At 59.0% G+C, this 17466-nt stretch carries 12 protein-coding genes; 3 read left to right on the top strand and 9 right to left on the bottom strand.

The window, feature by feature from the left end; translation table 11 throughout:
- Window positions 1-125: 125 nt before the first annotated feature.
- From cbl to chaB, 3 genes are all read right to left on the bottom strand, one after another.
- The gene (gene cbl / locus L085_RS14175) at window positions 126-1079 is read right to left on the bottom strand and encodes an HTH-type transcriptional regulator Cbl (protein WP_004934716.1); all 954 of its coding nucleotides are present in this window, start codon (window positions 1077-1079) and stop codon (window positions 126-128) included.
- Window positions 1080-1381: 302 nt separating this feature from the next.
- On the bottom strand, window positions 1382-2077 hold the full coding sequence (locus tag L085_RS14170; protein ID WP_044031024.1) for a gamma-glutamylcyclotransferase: 696 nt from the start codon (window positions 2075-2077) through the stop codon (window positions 1382-1384).
- 252 nt (window positions 2078-2329) lie between these two features.
- Window positions 2330-2557, bottom strand: coding sequence for a putative cation transport regulator ChaB (gene chaB, locus L085_RS14165; protein WP_004934720.1), 228 nt, complete (start codon window positions 2555-2557; stop codon window positions 2330-2332).
- 130 nt (window positions 2558-2687) lie between these two features.
- Between chaB and L085_RS14160 the strand changes: the two genes are divergently transcribed.
- Together L085_RS14160 and chaA are read left to right on the top strand one after the other, a co-directional pair.
- The gene (locus L085_RS14160) at window positions 2688-3506 is read left to right on the top strand and encodes a siderophore-interacting protein (protein WP_044031023.1); all 819 of its coding nucleotides are present in this window, start codon (window positions 2688-2690) and stop codon (window positions 3504-3506) included.
- Between the two features lie 294 nt (window positions 3507-3800).
- The gene (chaA, locus tag L085_RS14155) at window positions 3801-4904 is read left to right on the top strand and encodes a sodium-potassium/proton antiporter ChaA (protein WP_004934723.1); all 1104 of its coding nucleotides are present in this window, start codon (window positions 3801-3803) and stop codon (window positions 4902-4904) included.
- Window positions 4905-4940: 36 nt separating this feature from the next.
- Here the strand turns inward: chaA and lpxO are convergent, their stop codons facing one another.
- From lpxO to putP, 6 genes are all read right to left on the bottom strand, one after another.
- The gene (gene lpxO, locus L085_RS14150; RefSeq protein ID WP_021504035.1) at window positions 4941-5843 is read right to left on the bottom strand and encodes a lipid A hydroxylase LpxO; all 903 of its coding nucleotides are present in this window, start codon (window positions 5841-5843) and stop codon (window positions 4941-4943) included.
- A 235-nt stretch (window positions 5844-6078) separates the two neighbouring features.
- A complete protein-coding gene (phoH, locus tag L085_RS14145) occupies window positions 6079-6867 on the bottom strand; it encodes a phosphate starvation-inducible protein PhoH (protein WP_004934726.1) in 789 nt (262 codons plus the stop codon).
- A gap of 717 nt (window positions 6868-7584) precedes the next feature.
- On the bottom strand, window positions 7585-8883 hold the full coding sequence (gene efeB, locus L085_RS14140) for an iron uptake transporter deferrochelatase/peroxidase subunit (protein WP_004934727.1): 1299 nt from the start codon (window positions 8881-8883) through the stop codon (window positions 7585-7587).
- 11 nt (window positions 8884-8894) lie between these two features.
- Window positions 8895-10031: an iron uptake system protein EfeO gene (gene efeO, locus L085_RS14135; RefSeq protein WP_044031022.1), complete on the bottom strand. Its 1137-nt coding sequence runs from the start codon at window positions 10029-10031 to the stop codon at window positions 8895-8897.
- Window positions 10032-10051: 20 nt separating this feature from the next.
- The gene (gene efeU / locus L085_RS14130; protein ID WP_044031021.1) at window positions 10052-10897 is read right to left on the bottom strand and encodes an iron uptake transporter permease EfeU; all 846 of its coding nucleotides are present in this window, start codon (window positions 10895-10897) and stop codon (window positions 10052-10054) included.
- A gap of 243 nt (window positions 10898-11140) precedes the next feature.
- On the bottom strand, window positions 11141-12625 hold the full coding sequence (gene putP, locus L085_RS14125; protein WP_015378228.1) for a sodium/proline symporter PutP: 1485 nt from the start codon (window positions 12623-12625) through the stop codon (window positions 11141-11143).
- A gap of 571 nt (window positions 12626-13196) precedes the next feature.
- Here putP and putA point away from each other — a divergent pair.
- Complete coding sequence (gene putA / locus L085_RS14120; protein ID WP_033632771.1) at window positions 13197-17168, top strand: trifunctional transcriptional regulator/proline dehydrogenase/L-glutamate gamma-semialdehyde dehydrogenase; 3972 nt, start codon at window positions 13197-13199, stop codon at window positions 17166-17168.
- The last annotated feature ends 298 nt before the right edge of the window (window positions 17169-17466 follow it).

Below are 17466 nucleotides of genomic sequence, written 5' to 3'. Positions count from 1 at the left end.
GAGCACGATCGGCAGCTGAAGGTACTTAAATCACTATAGATATTCTTTTTATGTATATAGATGGGATTTTGATTATTAGGCGGGCTTTGAGGAAAATGCGGCAGGAATTGCCTGCCGCCTCTCGCTTAAATCTGGTAGTCAATCACCGCATCCAGCTGCGACGAGAAGACCTTGTCTTTGATTTCGGTCAGCGACAACGTCGGGTTGCACAGCTGAATAAAGCGCCAGGCATAGTTGCGCTGCAGCTGGCTGCGTTTCAGGCCCAGCCAGACCGTATTGGGTTCAAACAAATGCTCGGCGTTGAGGCTGACCAACCCGCGATCGCGCTCTTTTTCATACGACATGTCCGCCAGCACGCCAACGCCCAACCCCAGCTCGACATAGGTTTTAATCACGTCGGAATCTTGCGCGCTGAGCGCAATGTCCGGCGTCAGGCCCGCTGATTTGAACGCCGCATCCAGCTTCGCGCGGCCGGTAATGCCCTGGCGGTAAGTAATCAGCGGCAAGGTGCTGAGCATCTCCAGCGTCACCTGCGGCTGCCGCGTCAACTCGTGCCCTTCCGGCACCAGAATGGTGTGATGCCACCGGTAGTAGGGGAACGCCGCCAGCGACTCGTCGCTCATCAGCCGTTCGCTGGCAATGCCGATATCGGCTTCACCGGCGGCCAGCATCGAAACGATCTCCTCCGGGCTGCCCTGATTGAGCACCACCCGCACCCGTGGATAAAGCGCGCGAAACTCTTTGATCACCCCCGGCAGGCTATAGCGCGCCTGGGTGTGCGTTGTCGCGATATGCAGCTGCCCCGAATCGTTGCTGCTGAAGACGTCCGCCAGGCGACGGATGTTATTGGCATCGTTGAGAATGCGCTCCGCCACCACCAGCAGCTCTTTGCCGGGTTCGGTCATGCCCAACAGCCGCTTGCCGCGGCGAATGAATATTTCAATGCCCAGCTCTTCTTCCAGCTCGCGAATATGCCGACTGACGCCGGACTGCGAAGTAAATAAGGTATTGGCGACCTCGGTCAGGTTGTAGTTGCAGCGCGCCGATTCGCGAATAATTTTTAATTGTTGAAAGTTCATCCCCGTCTCCCTGTTTCTTGCGGTAGCGTCTGCCATATTGATACGGAGTCCTGCGGGGCTGAACAAATAAGAAATAACCTTTACTTATGCAATTTAATACTAAGTGAATTATTTATCGTGGCTCTCGGGGGGTGAGGACGGGGGAAAATGATGAATGGCTTTAAAAATAATGAGATAAATAACCACACAAATAAAGAGCCTTAGATCATCATGCAGAATAAAGTTATTAAATAGAGGTATTAGATATATGAAAAAGGGCTCAGCATGCTGAGCCCTTCAGTGTCTGCTGCCCTGCTAACGCCTCAGGCGGTAGCCTCAGCCCCGAAAGCGCCAGGGTGGTTCTGTTGCAACCACTGCTGTACATAGCGCACCAGATCGCCGATGCAATCATCCTGCATGCCGTGGTGTTTCAGCTCGTTATCCAGCGCAAACAGGTATTGCGCGTTGGTACCCAGCGGGCCGCTGGCGCTGGCGATCAATGGCGCGATCACCTGGTGGCTGGTGTCTGCTTCAAACAACGGGTGCTGCGCGTTCATCACAAACACCAGCGCAGTCACGCCCTCGCCGCCATCCAACTGCAGTTCACACCAGGTCGGCACGTAGCAATCGGTCACCATTTCGCGCTTCCAAAGCAGCTCCAGCTCTTCACGCAGCTTGCCTTCCGGCAGACGAAACGCCAATCCGGTGGTTTGACCGCCCTCTTTCAGCGCCAGCATGCGCCCCGGCTGATGCAGCGTGCCGCGCCCGGCGGTCAAACGCATGCAGAACGCCCGATGCCAGCCCTGCAGCATGGCGGGCCGCACTTCTTCAGATTCGAAAACCGGATTCCACATCAGCGAACCGTAACCGAATACCCATACCGGGCTGTGATCCGGCCGGCGCGATAACGTGCATTCCAACGAGGCTGCGCGCTGTTCAGGCGTCAGCAGCAGCGACTCCTCAATAGCGCCAAAGGCGGTTTTGCAATCCGCTTTTTGCAGAAAATCTCGCGTTAACACTGTTACAACCTCCCGGGAATACGATTTCTCGTCCTCCCTCGCCACTACTGAACCTTTGCAATTTTATTTTTTGGTGCGGAATTTTATTAATTCAATAACCGCGCCGATTAATAATGACCATATTCTTTTCCCGCCGCGCAATCAAGTTGCAAAGCGGCGTTAACGTGGAAAAGTATTTGTACTGAGCAGCAATAATATTAATTGCCGAGGTCAGCATAACGTCAGCGCGTTTTTTACCGGGGCATAAAGGCGTTACTTTTTATGCCAGCGTTCGTCGTCGCCCTTGCGATAGCTTTGCTTGACCGCCGCCCAGGCCACCTTATGCGCCGTCTCCTCCCGGCTGTCGTCACCGCGCCGATCGTCGGGATCCCGGTATTGTTGCCAGGCGCTGTTGAACGCTTCTTTATAGATCGCCTGCGCATGTTCCGGTAGCACATGCTTTACATTGTCCGGCAAGTCGCTCGTGTCTTGGTATGGCATCACGTCCTCCCGTGCGTATTGCGTGAACCTTAAGCCTAGCTCACACGCGGTTGCGCCTCAATGAGCAAACAATTCTCATTATCAAACGGCATGGTATACTCACCGCCAAACGACCTATAAGGAGATCCTCGTGACTACCGAAGCCCCCCGCTCACGCGCCCCCTACCTGATCGCCGTCAGCGCCGTACAGGACATCACCCCGCATCTGCGCCGCATCACCTTTACCGCTCCCGACCTGCGTTACTACCCGGCCAATGCCGCCGCTGCGCACATCAAAGTCTTTTTGCCGCTCGCCGGCCAGACGCAGCCGGATCTGCCCACGCTGACCGAAAACGGCCCGCGCTGGGCCGCGGACGCCGTGCGCCCGATCGTGCGCACCTATTCCATTCGCGCCGTGCGCCCGGAGCAGGCGGAAGTGGACATCGAGTTCGCCATCCATGACCACCAGGGCCCGGCGGTCGACTTTGCGCGTCAGGCGAAAGCCGGCGATAAAATCGGCATCAGCAATCCAGGCGGCCCCAAACCGATGCTGCCGGCCGCCGACTTCTACTGCCTGGCAGGCGATCCTTCCTCGCTGCCTGCGCTGGCCGCGCTGCTGGAAAACCTGCCGCCGTACGGCGCCGGGCGCGCTTTCATCCGCGTCGACAGCACTGCCGACGTGATTGACCTGAAAAAACCTGCCGGCGTTGAGGTGAATTGGATCGTCGGCGGCACGGAAAAAACCGACGAATTGATCGCTCGGTTCCGCGCGCAGTCCCTGCCGCAGGGGGAAGCGCACTTCTGGCTCGCCGGTGAAGATCGCCTGGTGGTGGAGCTGCGCCGTTACCTGCGCCGCGAACGTCAATGCGATCGTAATCGTCTTTATGCCGTGCCTTACTGGCGTGAAGGGCTAAATGAAGAGGGATACCACAATAAACGGCATGAAATCATGGATAATATTGACGACTAACGGTCGTATTTTCCTTGATTAACCACGCACTAAATAAGTAAACACGACTTTTCTCAAATCTAACGTTGTAAATTGACGTTATTGCGTAAAAGTAAGTAAATAAAACCGCACTCCGTGCGGTTTTTTTGTTACTCTGATCACATAAAGCAAGCAATTGCTTTCTCAGATAAAAACAACATCACACCGGCGCCGCGGGTGTATCCTAATATAAAATACCTACTGGAAACGCAGAGTTGCCGCATCACGGCGACCGGCGCTGACGGGCTACGCTGTTTGAGAAGGAGTGCCACCCTCATGAAGTCGCAACACGATCCTGGCCGATCCACCAAATCTCGCCACACCGAATACTCGCTGATCTTCCCCATCGCCGCGCTGGTGGTGTTGAATTTATGGGGCAGCACCGCTAACTTTCCGCTGATCGTCGGCATCAATATTCTCGCGCTGGTGGGGATCCTCAGCAGCGCCTTCAGCGTGGTGCGCCACGCCGACGTGCTCGCCCACCGACTGGGCGAGCCCTATGGCTCGCTGATCCTCAGCCTGTCGGTGGTGATCCTAGAAGTCAGCCTGATCTCGGCGTTGATGGCCACCGGCGACGCCGCGCCGGCGCTGATGCGCGACACGCTGTACTCCATCATCATGATCGTTTCCGCCGGCCTGGTCGGCTTTGCGCTACTGCTCGGCGGGCGCAAGTTCGCCACCCAGTACGTCAACCTGGGCGGCATCAAACAGTACCTGATGGCGATTTTCCCGCTGGCGGTGATCGTGCTGGTGTTCCCGAGCGCGCTGCCGGGCGGCAACTTCAGCACCGGGCAAGCACTGCTGGTGGCGTTGATCTCCGCCGCCATGTATGGCGTGTTCCTGGTGATCCAGACCAAAACCCACCAGAGCCTGTTCGTGTACGAGCATGAAGACGACGATGGCGATCCGCACCACGGCAAGCCCTCTTCGCACAGCAGCGCCTGGCACGCCGCCTGGCTCATCGTGCACCTGATCGCGGTTATCGCCGTCACCAAGTTCAACGCCAATCCGCTCGAAGGCCTGCTGACCAAGATGAATGCACCGGCGCAGTTCACCGGTTTCCTGGTGGCGCTGCTTATCCTGTCGCCTGAAGGCCTGGGCGCGCTGCGCGCCGTGTTGAACAATCAGGTGCAACGCGCCATGAACCTGTTCTTCGGTTCGGTGCTGGCGACCATCTCCCTGACGGTGCCGGCGGTGACCATCATCGCTACCCTGACCGGGCAGACGCTGATCTTCGGCCTGCAAACGCCGCATATCGTGGTGATGTTGACGGTGTTGTTGCTGTGCCAGCTGTCGTTCTCGACCGGCCGCACCAACGTGCTGAACGGCACCGCCCACCTGGCGCTGTTCGCCGCCTACATGATGACTATCTTCGCCTGATCAAAAAGGGGCGCACTCTGTGCGCCCCTGCCTGCGTTATACCGAGAAGAATATCGCCGCGGCGATCCCCCCGAACAAAATCCACTTGATGATGTAATAACCGGTGCGGTTCCAGGCCTTCAGCCGTTTCCCCACCCGGCGAATTGCATAGATGTATTTGAACATCTTGTTGACGCCGCCGGTGCGATCGCCCTCTTCATTCGGCGCGGTGGCGGCGCTCATCAGATTGCGCCCCAACCAGTGGTTAACCGCCTGCGCCCAACGGTAGCGCATCGGCCGTTCGATATCGCAGAACAGGATCAGGCGATTCTGCCCGCTCTGGTTTTCCGCATAGTGCAGATAGGTTTCATCGAACATCACCCCTTCACCGTCACGCCAGCTGTAGCGCTCACCGTCCACCTCAATGAAGCAGCGGTCATCATTGGGGGTAATCAGCCCCAGGTGATAACGCAGCGAACCGGCGTAAGGATCGCGGTGGCGCGGCAACCGGCTGCCGTCCGGCAGTTCGGCGAACATCGCCGCCTTGACCGAAGGCAGACTGCGCAGCAGTTCCGTGGTCTGCGGGCACAGGGTCATGGCGGAGGGATGGCTGTCCTCATACCATTTCAGATAAAAGCGTTTCCAACCGGTCTTGAAGAACGAGTTGAAACCGGCGTCGTTGAATTGATCGGACGCTTTGATCTGCTGGATCTCCATCAGCTTCTGTCCTTCGTCGCGGATGGTTTCCCAGTTCTCCCGCAGTACCGTCAGCTCAGGAAATTGCTCCGGCTTCAGGTACGGCGTGGTCGGCACACGGGAAAACAGATACATGAAGACGTTCAACGGTGCGGTAAAGGTGGAATGGTCAGACAGCTGCCGCCACACGTTGTAGCGCACCCGCCCGCGGTAATGCACATAGACGACGCATAAAATAAGCAAAAGCAGAATGATGTATTTCATGTTTGAATCGCAGCAAGGAACCCACACGCTATGCGCCGCGCGGCGCACACCCCAGAAAATGTCCTTTTGGCGGCGCACGCAAACTGCGCGCCAATCTGGAACCCATTAATCATTAACGCTAACTCAACGAAAATCTATACAAATAACCACAATAATTTACACAAAGGTTAAACGAAATGGTAAATAGGCGGCGATAAAAAAGGCCGCCGAAGCGGCCTTTTCAGTAGCGGGTAGGTTAACTGTAAGCGTTGAGCGTGCGCTGGCACAAAGCGGAGCGTACGCAGTCCTGTTTTTCAAAGCGGATAACGCCGATCATCTCGTCCTCTTCGAAGCGCTCCAGGGCATCGCTGAGGCCGGATTTCACGCCGCGCGGCAAGTCGCACTGGGTCACGTCGCCGTTAACGATAACCGTCACGTTTTCCCCCAGGCGGGTCAGGAACATTTTCATCTGGCTCGCGGTCACGTTCTGGGCTTCATCCAGGATAACGACCGCATTTTCGAAGGTGCGCCCACGCATATAAGCGAACGGCGCAATCTCTACCTTGCCGATTTCCGGGCGCAGGCAGTACTGCATAAAGGAAGATCCTAAACGGCGCACCAGAATGTCATACACCGGGCGGAAATAAGGCGCGAATTTCTCGGCGATATCCCCCGGTAAGAAACCGAGGTCCTCATCCGCCTGCAAAACAGGACGGGTAACGATAATCCGATCCACCTCTTTATGGATCAGCGCCTCCGCCGCCTTGGCGGCGCTGATAAATGTTTTGCCACAGCCGGCTTCGCCGGTGGCGAAGATCAGCTGCTTATTCTCTATGGCTGATAAGTAATGACCCTGAGCTTCGGTTCTAGCCTCGATGGGTGAGCTATCGCGCTTGTCTCGCGCCATGCCGATAGACTCGACTCCCCCCATTTGCACCAGCGAGGTCACAGACTCTTCTTCCAGCTGGCGATGACTACGAGCGTCACGACGAATAACGCGTTTCGCTTCACGACGTGCTTTGATCACTGCTTTCTGTCTACCCATAGTGGCACCTTACAGTTTGTTTCACCTACCGCAACGGCCAGGCCGCGCGATTATGTTTCACACACGTATTAGGTTTTGGCCTCCTCCGAGCCAATAAGAGCCAAGGGACAAAGTGAATCGACGGCAACGCTTAAGCGCCGTGTCTTCACGGGACAACGCGGACTGCATCAATAAACGTGGAGTAAAAAGTGATGAGATTCGGTAGCGATAAGGGTGCGGAGTTGCCGGTAAAAGAGAGTCGGAGAGAGAACCCTCGTTACAACGAGAAATCAGGGGAGATGTGTTATTTTTTCTTTCCAGCCCAACCAAGGACTTTACCATTAGCGATCCCCGCAGTGATATTTACAGCTTCAAGCTGTGCACCGTGTGAAAACTACCGCCAGATGATTACAGTATAATGACATTCAATCCTGCCGCGTTACTAAAATGTAAAAAAATTTTATATGTTTTGTTTTAGTTATCGCTAAAACACTATATCACGCGCAACACGTCATTCCATAAAAATTTTTAACACATAAATTTCAACTAGTTACAATTAAAATCCGCGAATGACACTTTGGTTTCCCGATTAAATTTTGCGCAACCAAAAGCAGCGGAGATGGGTGTTTTTTTATCTGCTGGCAAAGCATTGAATTGCGTTTCATCGTTAACTGCCCCCCTGCAGCGGGTAAGACAAACGTAAAACGAGGCGGAAGATCCCGCCTCGTTATTCCGGCTTCAGGCCTTGAGCAGGCCGCTGGCCAGATAATCGCCGCCCTCTTTCACGCCCGGCAATACGAAGAAATACCCGCCGCCAATCGGCTTGATGTATTCCTCCAGCGCTTCGCCGTTCAGCCTTTTTTGCACCGTCAGGAAGCCTTTCTCCAGATCGGCCTGATAGCAGACGAACAGCAGCCCCATTTCCAGCTGGCCGGCATTGGAGACGCCAAGGGAATAGCTGTAGCCGCGCCGCAGCATCAGGTTGCTTTGGCTTTCCGGCGTGCGAGGATTAGCCAGCCGGATGTGCGCATCCATCGGGATCACCTTGCCGTCGGGATCGTTCGCGTAGTCCGGCTCGTCATGTTCACGCTTCATGCCCAGCGGCGCCCCGCTGTGCTTCTCGCGGCCGAAGATGGTTTCCTGCTCCTGCAGCGGCGTGCGATCCCAAAACTCGACGCGAAAACGAATAATGCGCGCCGCCTGATAGCTGCCGCCCGCCGTCCACGCCGGCTCACCGACGTTGTCGCCGACCCACACCACCTTATCCATCAGCGGTTTGTCGTCGGTTTTCGGGTTCGCAGTGCCGTCTTTGAAACCCAACAGGTTGATCGGCGTCTCTTTGCCTTTGCTGCGCGCCGCGTGCGCGGAGATGAACCCCTCCCGCTTCCAGCGCACGCTGAGCAGATCCGGCGAATGCTTAATGATGTCGCGCAGCGCGTGAATCACCGTTTCGTTGGTGTTAGCGCAGATCTGCAACAGCAGGTCGCCGTGGCAAAGCGCGGCGTCCAACGCATCGTTGGGGAAGCGGGTCATTTTCTGCAACCGCAGCGGCTTTTGCGCCTGCAGACCAAAGCGTTCATCAAACAGCGATGCGCCGACCGAGACGGTGATGGTCAGGTTGTCCGGGTAAATCTCCGGCCCCATGATGCCGGAATCGAGCGGCGGCAGCTTGGCGTCCACCTCCGGCGCCTTGCCGCCGTGGGTCAGGAAGGCGATGCGATCGGTCAGCAGCCGGAACAGGCGCTCCAGCCCCGCTTTGTCGGTCGCCAACACATCGAACGCCACCAGCATCATCGCCGCCTGTTGCGGCGTCAGCACGCCGGCCTGATGGCGGCCATAAAACGGCTGTTTCTGCCAGCGCTCATCCTGCGGCGTCGCCAACGGCTCCGCCGCGTTACCCGCCGCCTGCGCCAGGCGGCTGCCGCCCAGCGCCAGCGCGCCCAGCCCCAGCCCTTGCAGCAAACGGCGGCGCGAAGGCGATGCCGCCCCCTGCGATTGCGGATGCGGCCCGTTATTCGGGCCTGCCTTGTTGCTCATAACCGTATGCCTCAGTCCAGACCCAATACGCCGCGCAGCTGGGAAAGATCCTCCGCCAGCGTGGTGATCGGCCCTTTCAACGCATTGCGATCGGCATCGGTCAGCTTCTCATAGGACTCATAACCCTCTTTGGTTTGGTACTTCGCCAAAATGGTGTCCACGGTTTTGAAGTTGGCGTCGATTTTGTCCAACAGCGGCTTATTGGCCTTAACCAGCAGCGGGCGCAGCAGATTGACTATCTTTTGCGCGCCGTCGACGTTGGCCTGGAAGTCCCACAAATCGGTGCGGCTGTAACGGTCTTCTTCACCGCTGATCTTGCTGGCCGCCACCTCTTCGATCAGCCCGGCTGCGCCGCCCACCACCTTGCTCGGCGGGAAGGTCAGTTCACTCACGCGTTTTTGCAGCTCAACGGTGTCGTGATACAGACGATCGGCATATTGGCCCATGTCTTTGGTGGAGTTGTCAGCAAACAGCGCCTTCTCCAGACGGTGGAAGCCGGTGAAGTTCGGGTCCGCCGCTTTCTTCTCGTAGTCGTCTTCACGGGCGTCGATGCTGCCGTCCAGATCGGAGAACAGCTCGGCGATCGGCTCAATGCGCTCATAGTGCTGGCGGGTCGGCGCATACAGCCTGCGCGCCTGCTCCACGTTGCCGGCCTTCACCGCGTCGGTAAACAGCTTGGTCTGTTTCACCAACCCATCGACTTCTTTGGTGACGTAAACCTTGTATTCGGCGATCGGGCCGACCAGGTCCAGCGCGTTCGGCTTGCCGTCGGTGGCGCCGTTGGCCGCTGCGGTGACAGTCAGTTTGCCTTTCGGATTGCTCAGCAGCCCGCAGGTCATGTCATATTCGCCCGCTTCCAGCGTGGCGGTCATTTTCTGGGTAAAGCCCGGCGCGATGTTCTCGCGCTCTTCCACCACCATCACCCCTTTCAGGATTTCCCATTCGACGTTTTTCTGGCTGGTGTTGTGCACCACAAACTGTGTCTTGCCGGCCGGGACCGTCAGTTGCATCGGTTCGCACTGCTTGTCGTTAACCGTAACCTTGACCTGCGGCACGTCCGCCGCCAAGGCGTCGATGCTCAGCGCAAACGCCGGGATAGCCAGTAATGCTGCGTGCAACGCCTTGCGGCGAAATAACGGAGTAGACATACGAGATTCCCTATTAAACATTAATGATTGGTTTTACGTTGCGCCGGGGCCGCTGCCGGCTCCGCGCGCTGCGGCAGGAAAAAGAAAATCAGCGCTGGGATCAGATACAGGAAGTAGACCGCCACCTCGCTGACCGTCGGCGCTTCCTGGTAACCGAGAATGCCTTCCAGCAGGGTGCCGAACAGCGAATGGGTCGACAGGGTGTTGCTGAAATCGAAGGCGATGTCCTGGAAGTGGTTCCACAGACCGGCTTCGTGGAAGGCGCGGATCGCCCCGGCGGCCAGGCCGGCGGCGACGAACAGAATGAACAGGCTGGTCCATTTGAAGAATTTGGCCAGGTGCAGCTTCACCCCGCCCCAGTAAATCATCATGCCCAGCACGATGGCGGCCACCAGGCCGAGCACCGCGCCGATCGGCGCCGCGGCGCCCACGTCTTGCTGGAACGCCGCCAGCAGGAAGAACACCGACTCCAGCCCTTCGCGCGCCACGGCGAAGAACACCATCGCCACCAGCGCCCACCCCTGCCCTTTACCGGCGCTGAGCGCCTGATCGATAGCCCCTTCCAGATGCACCTTGACCGATTTGGACACCTTACGCATCCAGAACACCATATAGGTGAGGATCAGCACCGCCACCGCCGCCACGATGCCTTCGAACAGCTCTTGCTGTTTCTGCGGGAACTCGCCGGTGGTCTCATTGATGAAGATGCCGAGCGCCAGACACAGCGCCGCGGCGACAATCACGCCGATCCACACCGCGCCCAGCCATTGGCTGCGCTGCGTGCGCTTCAGGTAGCTGGCGATCAGGCTGACGATCAGCGCGGCCTCCAGCCCCTCACGGAACATGATAAGAAAGGGAACGAACATAACTAATCACCCCTGAAAAGACCGCGGCGGCAGAGAAAACCGGCTCGAAATGAGCCGCGGCGAGTATGTAAAGAAACGTAAAATACAACGAGAGTGATTATCATTCTGGCAAAAAGAAATACAAGAGGCACAAGCGTGATTTTTTCTAATCAAATGTCGCCAGGTGTTACAGCCGAATGACGGGCAAACAGGCAAAAAGAAGGGGCGCTCTGCGCGCCCCTTGCCGACTGACATCAAACGGCGTTATACCGTTTTGTATTCGGCTTCCGCCTGATCGAAACGTTCGGTCATGGTTGAGGATGGCTGGCGGCCCATCAGGCTCACCACCACAATGGCCAGGCAACCCAGGATGAAGCCAGGGATGATTTCGTACAGGCCCAGCCATTCGTACTGTTTCCAGACGATCACCGTCACCGCACCGACCAGCATGCCGGCCAGCGCGCCGTTGCGGGTCATGCGCGACCACATTACCGAGATCAGCACAACCGGGCCGAAGGCGGCACCGAAACCGGCCCAGGCATAACTCACCAGGCCCAGCACGCGGTTCTCCGGGTTGGCCGCCAAGGCGATGGCGATCAACGCCACTACCAGCACCATCACGCGGCCGACCCACACCAGCTCACGCTGGCTGGCGCCCTTGCGCAGGAACGCCTTGTACAGGTCTTCGGTGATCGCGCTGGAGCATACCAGCAGCTGGCAGCTCAGGGTGCTCATGACCGCCGCCAGAATCGCCGACAGCAGCACGCCCGCCACCCATGGGTTGAACAGCAACATCGCCAGTTCGATGAACACGCGTTCGCCGTTCTGCGACACGTTACCGGCCTGATCCGGGTTATTGGCGAAGTAAGCGATACCGAAGAAACCGACGGCGATGGTCCCGGCCAGGCACAGGATCATCCAGGTCATGCTGATGCGGCGCGCGCTGCGGATGGTGCGGTGAGAATCCGCTGCCATGAAACGCGCCAGGATGTGCGGCTGGCCGAAGTAGCCCAGGCCCCAACCCAGCAGCGACAGGATGGCGACGAAGTTCAGTCCCTTCAGCATGTCGAGGTTGGCCGGGTTCTTAGCCTGGATCACCAGCATCGAGGTATCGATGCCGCCGACGGCGAAGATCACGATCACCGGCGTCAGGATCAGCGCGAAAATCATCAGGCTGGCCTGTACGGTGTCGGTCCAGCTCACCGCCAGGAAACCGCCGATAAAGGTATACAGGATGGTCGCCGCGGCGCCGGCCCACAGGGCGGTTTCGTAGCTCATGCCGAAGGTGCTTTCGAACAGGCGCGCGCCGGCCACGATGCCGGAGGCGCAGTAAATGGTGAAGAACACCAGAATGACGATGGCCGAGATCACCCGCAGCAGCTTGCTGTTGTCTTCAAAACGGCTGGTGAAATAGTCCGGCAGCGTCAGGGCGTTATTGTTGGCTTCGGTATGCACGCGCAGCCTTCCTGCCACTAGCTTCCAGTTCAGGTAAGCGCCGATGGTCAGGCCGATGGCGATCCAGCTTTCGGAGATGCCGGAGAGGAAGATGGCGCCCGGCAGGCCCATCAGCAGCCAGCCGCTCATGTCGGAAGCCCCGGCGGACAGCGCGGTCACCACGCTGCCCAAACTGCGGCCGCCGAGAATATAATCATCAAAGTTGTTGGTTGCCCGGTAGGCAAGCAGGCCGATCAGCACCATCCCGAAAATGTACACCAGGAAGGTCACCAGCATAGGTGTGCTCATTGTCATTTAATTCTCCACTTTCATTATTATTCGCGTTTCGCTCCGGCCAAGCCGGCGCCGGTAAACCCACGCGCAATGCATTTCACTGGCCGCCGCGCCGGAACGTGGCGCAGCCTGCGAGCAAGTGCAGGTAAAATAGTTTCTGCCCGTAATTGTTGACCGTCGGTTATCCTAGATGAGCCTTTCATCAACCAACAAGATATTTAACAACAAAGTTACACAAAGTTTACCCTGCGTCACATTTACCGGGTTCAAAGGTTGCACTCACGACAAGCAAAATGAGTTGCACCCTGCCATTACCCTTATATACCGCAAGGTAAAGCGTCTGCGGCATCATTAACCCCGCCGCGTTCGCTCAATAACGCAACATTCGTGCCAACTGCCCGTGTTAAAAAATCGATGAAACTCACACTTCGCTCATCCGCCTGATTTAACAAGGTTGCACAAAGTTGCAACATGCAGGATATTGTCTGCATTCTTAACACCACACATCTCACGAACCTATCCCAACAGGCTTTCCGGCCTGCTGTTTGTCTAGCCTGATGGGATAGGTTCTAAACACAGGAGTTGGACAGGCATGGGCACTACCACAATGGGCGTGAAACTCGACGAGGCAACACGCGACCGGATCAAGAGCGCCGCGCAGCGCATCGATCGCACGCCGCACTGGCTCATCAAGCAGGCCATCTTTAATTACCTCGAGCGTCTCGAGAGCGGTACCGATATTCCTGAAATTCCAGCGCTGGCCGCAGCGGGCCAGCCTGAAGCGGACGACATTATGCCGCAAGCGCAGGAAGAGTCACACCAGCCATTCCTCGATTTCGCCGAACAAATTCTGCCGCAGTCGGTGACCCGCGCCGCCATCACCGCCGCGTATCGCCGCCCGGAGACCGAAGCGGTGCCGATGTTGCTCGAACAGGCGCGATTACCCGCCGATCTTGCACAGGCTACTCATAAAATGGCCTATGGCATCGCCGAGAAATTGCGTAACCAAAAAAGTGCAAACGGCCGCGCCGGCATGGTGCAAGGCCTGCTGCAAGAGTTCTCCCTCTCCTCGCAGGAAGGTGTGGCGCTGATGTGCCTGGCGGAAGCGCTGCTGCGCATTCCGGACAAACCGACCCGCGACGCCCTGATCCGCGACAAGATCAGCAACGGCAACTGGCATTCGCACCTGGGGCGCAGCCCGTCGCTGTTCGTCAACGCCGCGACCTGGGGCCTGCTGTTTACCGGCAAGCTGGTGTCCACGCATAACGAAGCCAATCTGTCCCGATCGCTGAACCGCATTATCAGCAAGAGCGGCGAACCGCTGATCCGCAAAGGCGTGGACATGGCGATGCGCCTGATGGGCGAACAGTTCGTGACCGGCGAAACCATCGCCGAAGCGCTGGCCAACGCGCGCAAGCTGGAAGAAAAAGGCTTCCGCTACTCCTACGACATGCTGGGCGAAGCCGCCCTGACCGAAGCCGACGCCCAGGCCTACCTGGTTTCCTACCAGCAGGCGATCCACGCCATCGGCAAAGCCTCCAACGGCCGCGGCATCTATGAAGGCCCCGGCATCTCCATCAAGCTGTCCGCCCTGCACCCGCGCTACAGCCGCGCGCAGTACGAACGCGTCATGGAAGAGCTTTACCCGCGCCTGCTGTCGCTGACCCTGCAGGCACGTCAGTACGATATCGGCATCAATATCGACGCCGAAGAGGCCGATCGCCTGGAGATCTCGCTCGATCTGCTGGAGAAACTGTGCTTCGAGCCGCAGTTGGCCGGCTGGAACGGCATCGGCTTCGTGATCCAGGCCTATCAGAAACGCTGTCCGTTCGCCATCGACGCGGTGATCGACATGGCGCAACGCAGCCGCCGCCGCCTGATGATCCGTCTGGTGAAAGGCGCCTACTGGGACAGCGAAATCAAACGCGCCCAGATGGACGGCCTGGAAGGCTACCCAGTCTACACCCGCAAGGTGTACACCGACGTTTCCTACCTGGCCTGCGCCCGCAAGCTGCTGTCGGTGCCGAACCTGATCTATCCGCAGTTCGCGACCCACAACGCCCATACGCTGAGCGCCATCTATCACCTGGCCGGCAACAACTACTACCCTGGCCAGTATGAATTCCAGTGCCTGCACGGCATGGGTGAACCGCTGTACGAGCAGGTGGTGGGCAAAGTGGCCGACGGCAAACTGAACCGCCCTTGCCGCATCTACGCGCCGGTCGGCACCCATGAAACCCTGCTGGCTTACCTGGTGCGTCGCCTGCTGGAAAACGGCGCCAACACCTCGTTCGTCAACCGCATCGCCGACGCCACCCTGCCGCTCGACGAGCTGGTGGCCGATCCGGTCAGCGCCGTGGAAGCGCTGGCGGCCAGCGAAGGTCAAATTGGCCTGCCGCATCCGCGCATCCCGCTGCCGCGCGAGCTGTACGGCGAGAAACGCGTTAACTCCAGCGGTCTGGATCTGTCCAACGAACAGCGTCTGGCCTCGCTCTCCAGCGCCCTGCTCACCAGCGCCAGCCATCCGTGGCGCGCAGAACCTATCATCGACGCCGAATTGGATCAGGGCGTGGAGCAGCCGGTGATTAACCCGGCCGAGCCGGGCGATGTGGTCGGCTATGTGCGTGAAGCCACCGAAGGCGAAGTCAGCCGCGCGCTCGACGCCGCCGCGGCCGCCGGCCCAATTTGGTTCGCTACGCCGCCGACGGAACGCGCCGCGATCCTCGAACGCGCCGCCGAACTGATGGAAAGCCAGCTACAAAGCCTGCTGGGCATTCTGGTGCGTGAAGCGGGTAAAACCTTCAACAACGCCATCGCCGAAGTGCGTGAAGCGGTCGACTTCCTGCACTACTACGCCGGCCAGGTGCGCGACGACTTCGCCAACGACAGCCACCGCCCGCTGGGCCCGGTGGTTTGCATCAGCCCGTGGAACTTCCCGCTGGCGATCTTCACCGGCCAAATCGCCGCCGCGCTGGCGGCGGGCAACAGCGTGCTGGCCAAACCGGCCGAGCAAACGCCGCTGGTGGCCGCGCAGGCGGTGCGTATCCTGCTGGAAGCCGGCATTCCGCAAGGCGTGCTGCAGCTGCTGCCGGGCCAGGGTGAAACCGTTGGCTCGACGCTGGTCAACGACGCCCGCGTCCGCGGCGTGATGTTCACCGGCTCCACCGACGTCGCCGGCATTCTGCAGCGCAGCATCGCCGGTCGTCTGGATCCGCAAGGCCGTCCGACGCCGCTGATCGCCGAAACCGGCGGCCTGAACGCCATGATCGTCGACTCCTCCGCCCTGACTGAACAGGTGGTGACCGACGTGGTGGCTTCCGCCTTCGACAGCGCCGGGCAGCGTTGCTCCGCGCTGCGTATCCTGTGCATTCAGGAAGACGTGGCCGAGCACACGCTGCAAATGCTGCGCGGCGCGATGGCCGAATGCCGCATGGGCAACCCGGAACGCCTGTCTACCGACGTGGGCCCGGTGATCGACGCCGAAGCCAAAACCGGCATCGAACGCCACATCCAGGCGATGCGCGCCAAAGGCCGCAAGGTGTACCAGGCCGCCAAAGGCAGCGCGCAGGATGAAAAAGAGTGGGCGCGCGGCACCTTCATCAAACCGACGCTGATCGAGCTCGACAGCTTCGACGAGCTGCAAAAAGAGATCTTCGGCCCGGTGTTGCACGTGGTGCGCTTCCAGCGCAACAATCTGGACGCGCTGGTCGATCAGATCAACGCCGCCGGTTATGGCCTGACGCTGGGCATTCACACCCGCATCGATGAAACCATCGCCCGGGTGACCGAGCGCGCCAAGGTCGGCAACCTGTACGTCAACCGCAACATGGTCGGCGCAGTGGTCGGCGTGCAGCCGTTCGGCGGCGAAGGCCTGTCGGGCACCGGCCCGAAAGCCGGCGGCCCGCTGTACCTGTACCGTCTGCTGGCTAACCGTCCGGACGACGCGCTGCAACGTACGCTGCACCGCCAGGACGAAGAGCGCCCGATGGAAGCCACCGCGCGGCCGCAGCTGTTGGGTGCGCTGCAATCGCTGGAGAAATGGGCGGTCACCAGCCAGCACGGCGAACTGGCGGCATTGGCGCAGCGCTATGCGGAACTGGGCCAGGGCGGCACCGTACGTCCGCTGCCGGGTCCGACCGGCGAGCGCAACACCTATGCCCTGCTGCCGCGTGAACGCGTGCTGTGCCTGGCGGATAACGAAGCCGACGCGCTGATCCAGCTGGCCGCCGTGCTGGCGGTTGGCAGCTGCGCGCTGTGGCCGGAAGCGGAACTGCAACGCAATCTGTTCCGCCGCTTGCCGAACGATGTGCAGGCGCGCATCGCCTTCAGCAAAGACTGGCAGCAGGACAAGGTCGAGTTCGACGCCGCCATCTACCACGGCGATGCAGACCAGCTGCGCACCCTGTGCGAGCAGATCGCCCAGCGCGGCGGCGCCATCGTCTCGGTGCAGGGCTTCGCCCACGGTGAAACCAACATCCTGTTGGAACGCCTGCTGATCGAACGTTCCCTGAGCGTCAACACCGCCGCCGCCGGCGGTAACGCCAGCCTGATGACCATCGGTTAATGCATCCTCAAGGCTGCACGCGTTGCAGCCTGATGGGCTTACCGCTACGCAAACCCTGCACGAGTGCAGGGTTTTTTATTGTCCGCAGGCCGATCGGCCGTTAGCGCCTTGTTATCCTTACAGGGTGGGGCGTTGCTCATGGACGATAACAACATAGACGGATTACTCTGCTTGAAGGCCGCATCAAAGCGCTACGAGACGCATTGACTATCGGGTTCGGTAATATCCGGAATACGGCAGCCGCAGCGGATTTCTCGCCGCCGCCGCGCGAAACGAATGGTTGAAAGCGGAGTGAATG

Source organism: Serratia sp. FS14 (assembly GCF_000695995.1).
Classification (GTDB): domain Bacteria; phylum Pseudomonadota; class Gammaproteobacteria; order Enterobacterales; family Enterobacteriaceae; genus Serratia; species Serratia nematodiphila.
The sequence above is the reverse complement of the archived record's forward strand: the minus strand, read 5'-3'. Positions and strand labels throughout refer to the sequence as shown.

Excerpts from the sequence above, each read along its gene's own strand:
- cbl (WP_004934716.1), bottom strand. The coding sequence starts at position 1,079 with ATGAACTTTCAACAATTAAAAATTATTCGCGAATCGGCGCGCTGCAAC.
- chaA (WP_004934723.1), top strand. The coding sequence starts at position 3,801 with ATGAAGTCGCAACACGATCCTGGCCGATCCACCAAATCTCGCCACACC.
- efeU (WP_044031021.1), bottom strand. The coding sequence starts at position 10,897 with ATGTTCGTTCCCTTTCTTATCATGTTCCGTGAGGGGCTGGAGGCCGCG.
- phoH (WP_004934726.1), bottom strand. The coding sequence starts at position 6,867 with ATGGGTAGACAGAAAGCAGTGATCAAAGCACGTCGTGAAGCGAAACGC.
- efeO (WP_044031022.1), bottom strand. The coding sequence starts at position 10,031 with ATGTCTACTCCGTTATTTCGCCGCAAGGCGTTGCACGCAGCATTACTG.
- lpxO (WP_021504035.1), bottom strand. The coding sequence starts at position 5,843 with ATGAAATACATCATTCTGCTTTTGCTTATTTTATGCGTCGTCTATGTG.
- efeB (WP_004934727.1), bottom strand. The coding sequence starts at position 8,883 with ATGAGCAACAAGGCAGGCCCGAATAACGGGCCGCATCCGCAATCGCAG.
- chaB (WP_004934720.1), bottom strand. The coding sequence starts at position 2,557 with ATGCCATACCAAGACACGAGCGACTTGCCGGACAATGTAAAGCATGTG.
- putA (WP_033632771.1), top strand. The coding sequence starts at position 13,197 with ATGGGCACTACCACAATGGGCGTGAAACTCGACGAGGCAACACGCGAC.
- putP (WP_015378228.1), bottom strand. The coding sequence starts at position 12,625 with ATGACAATGAGCACACCTATGCTGGTGACCTTCCTGGTGTACATTTTC.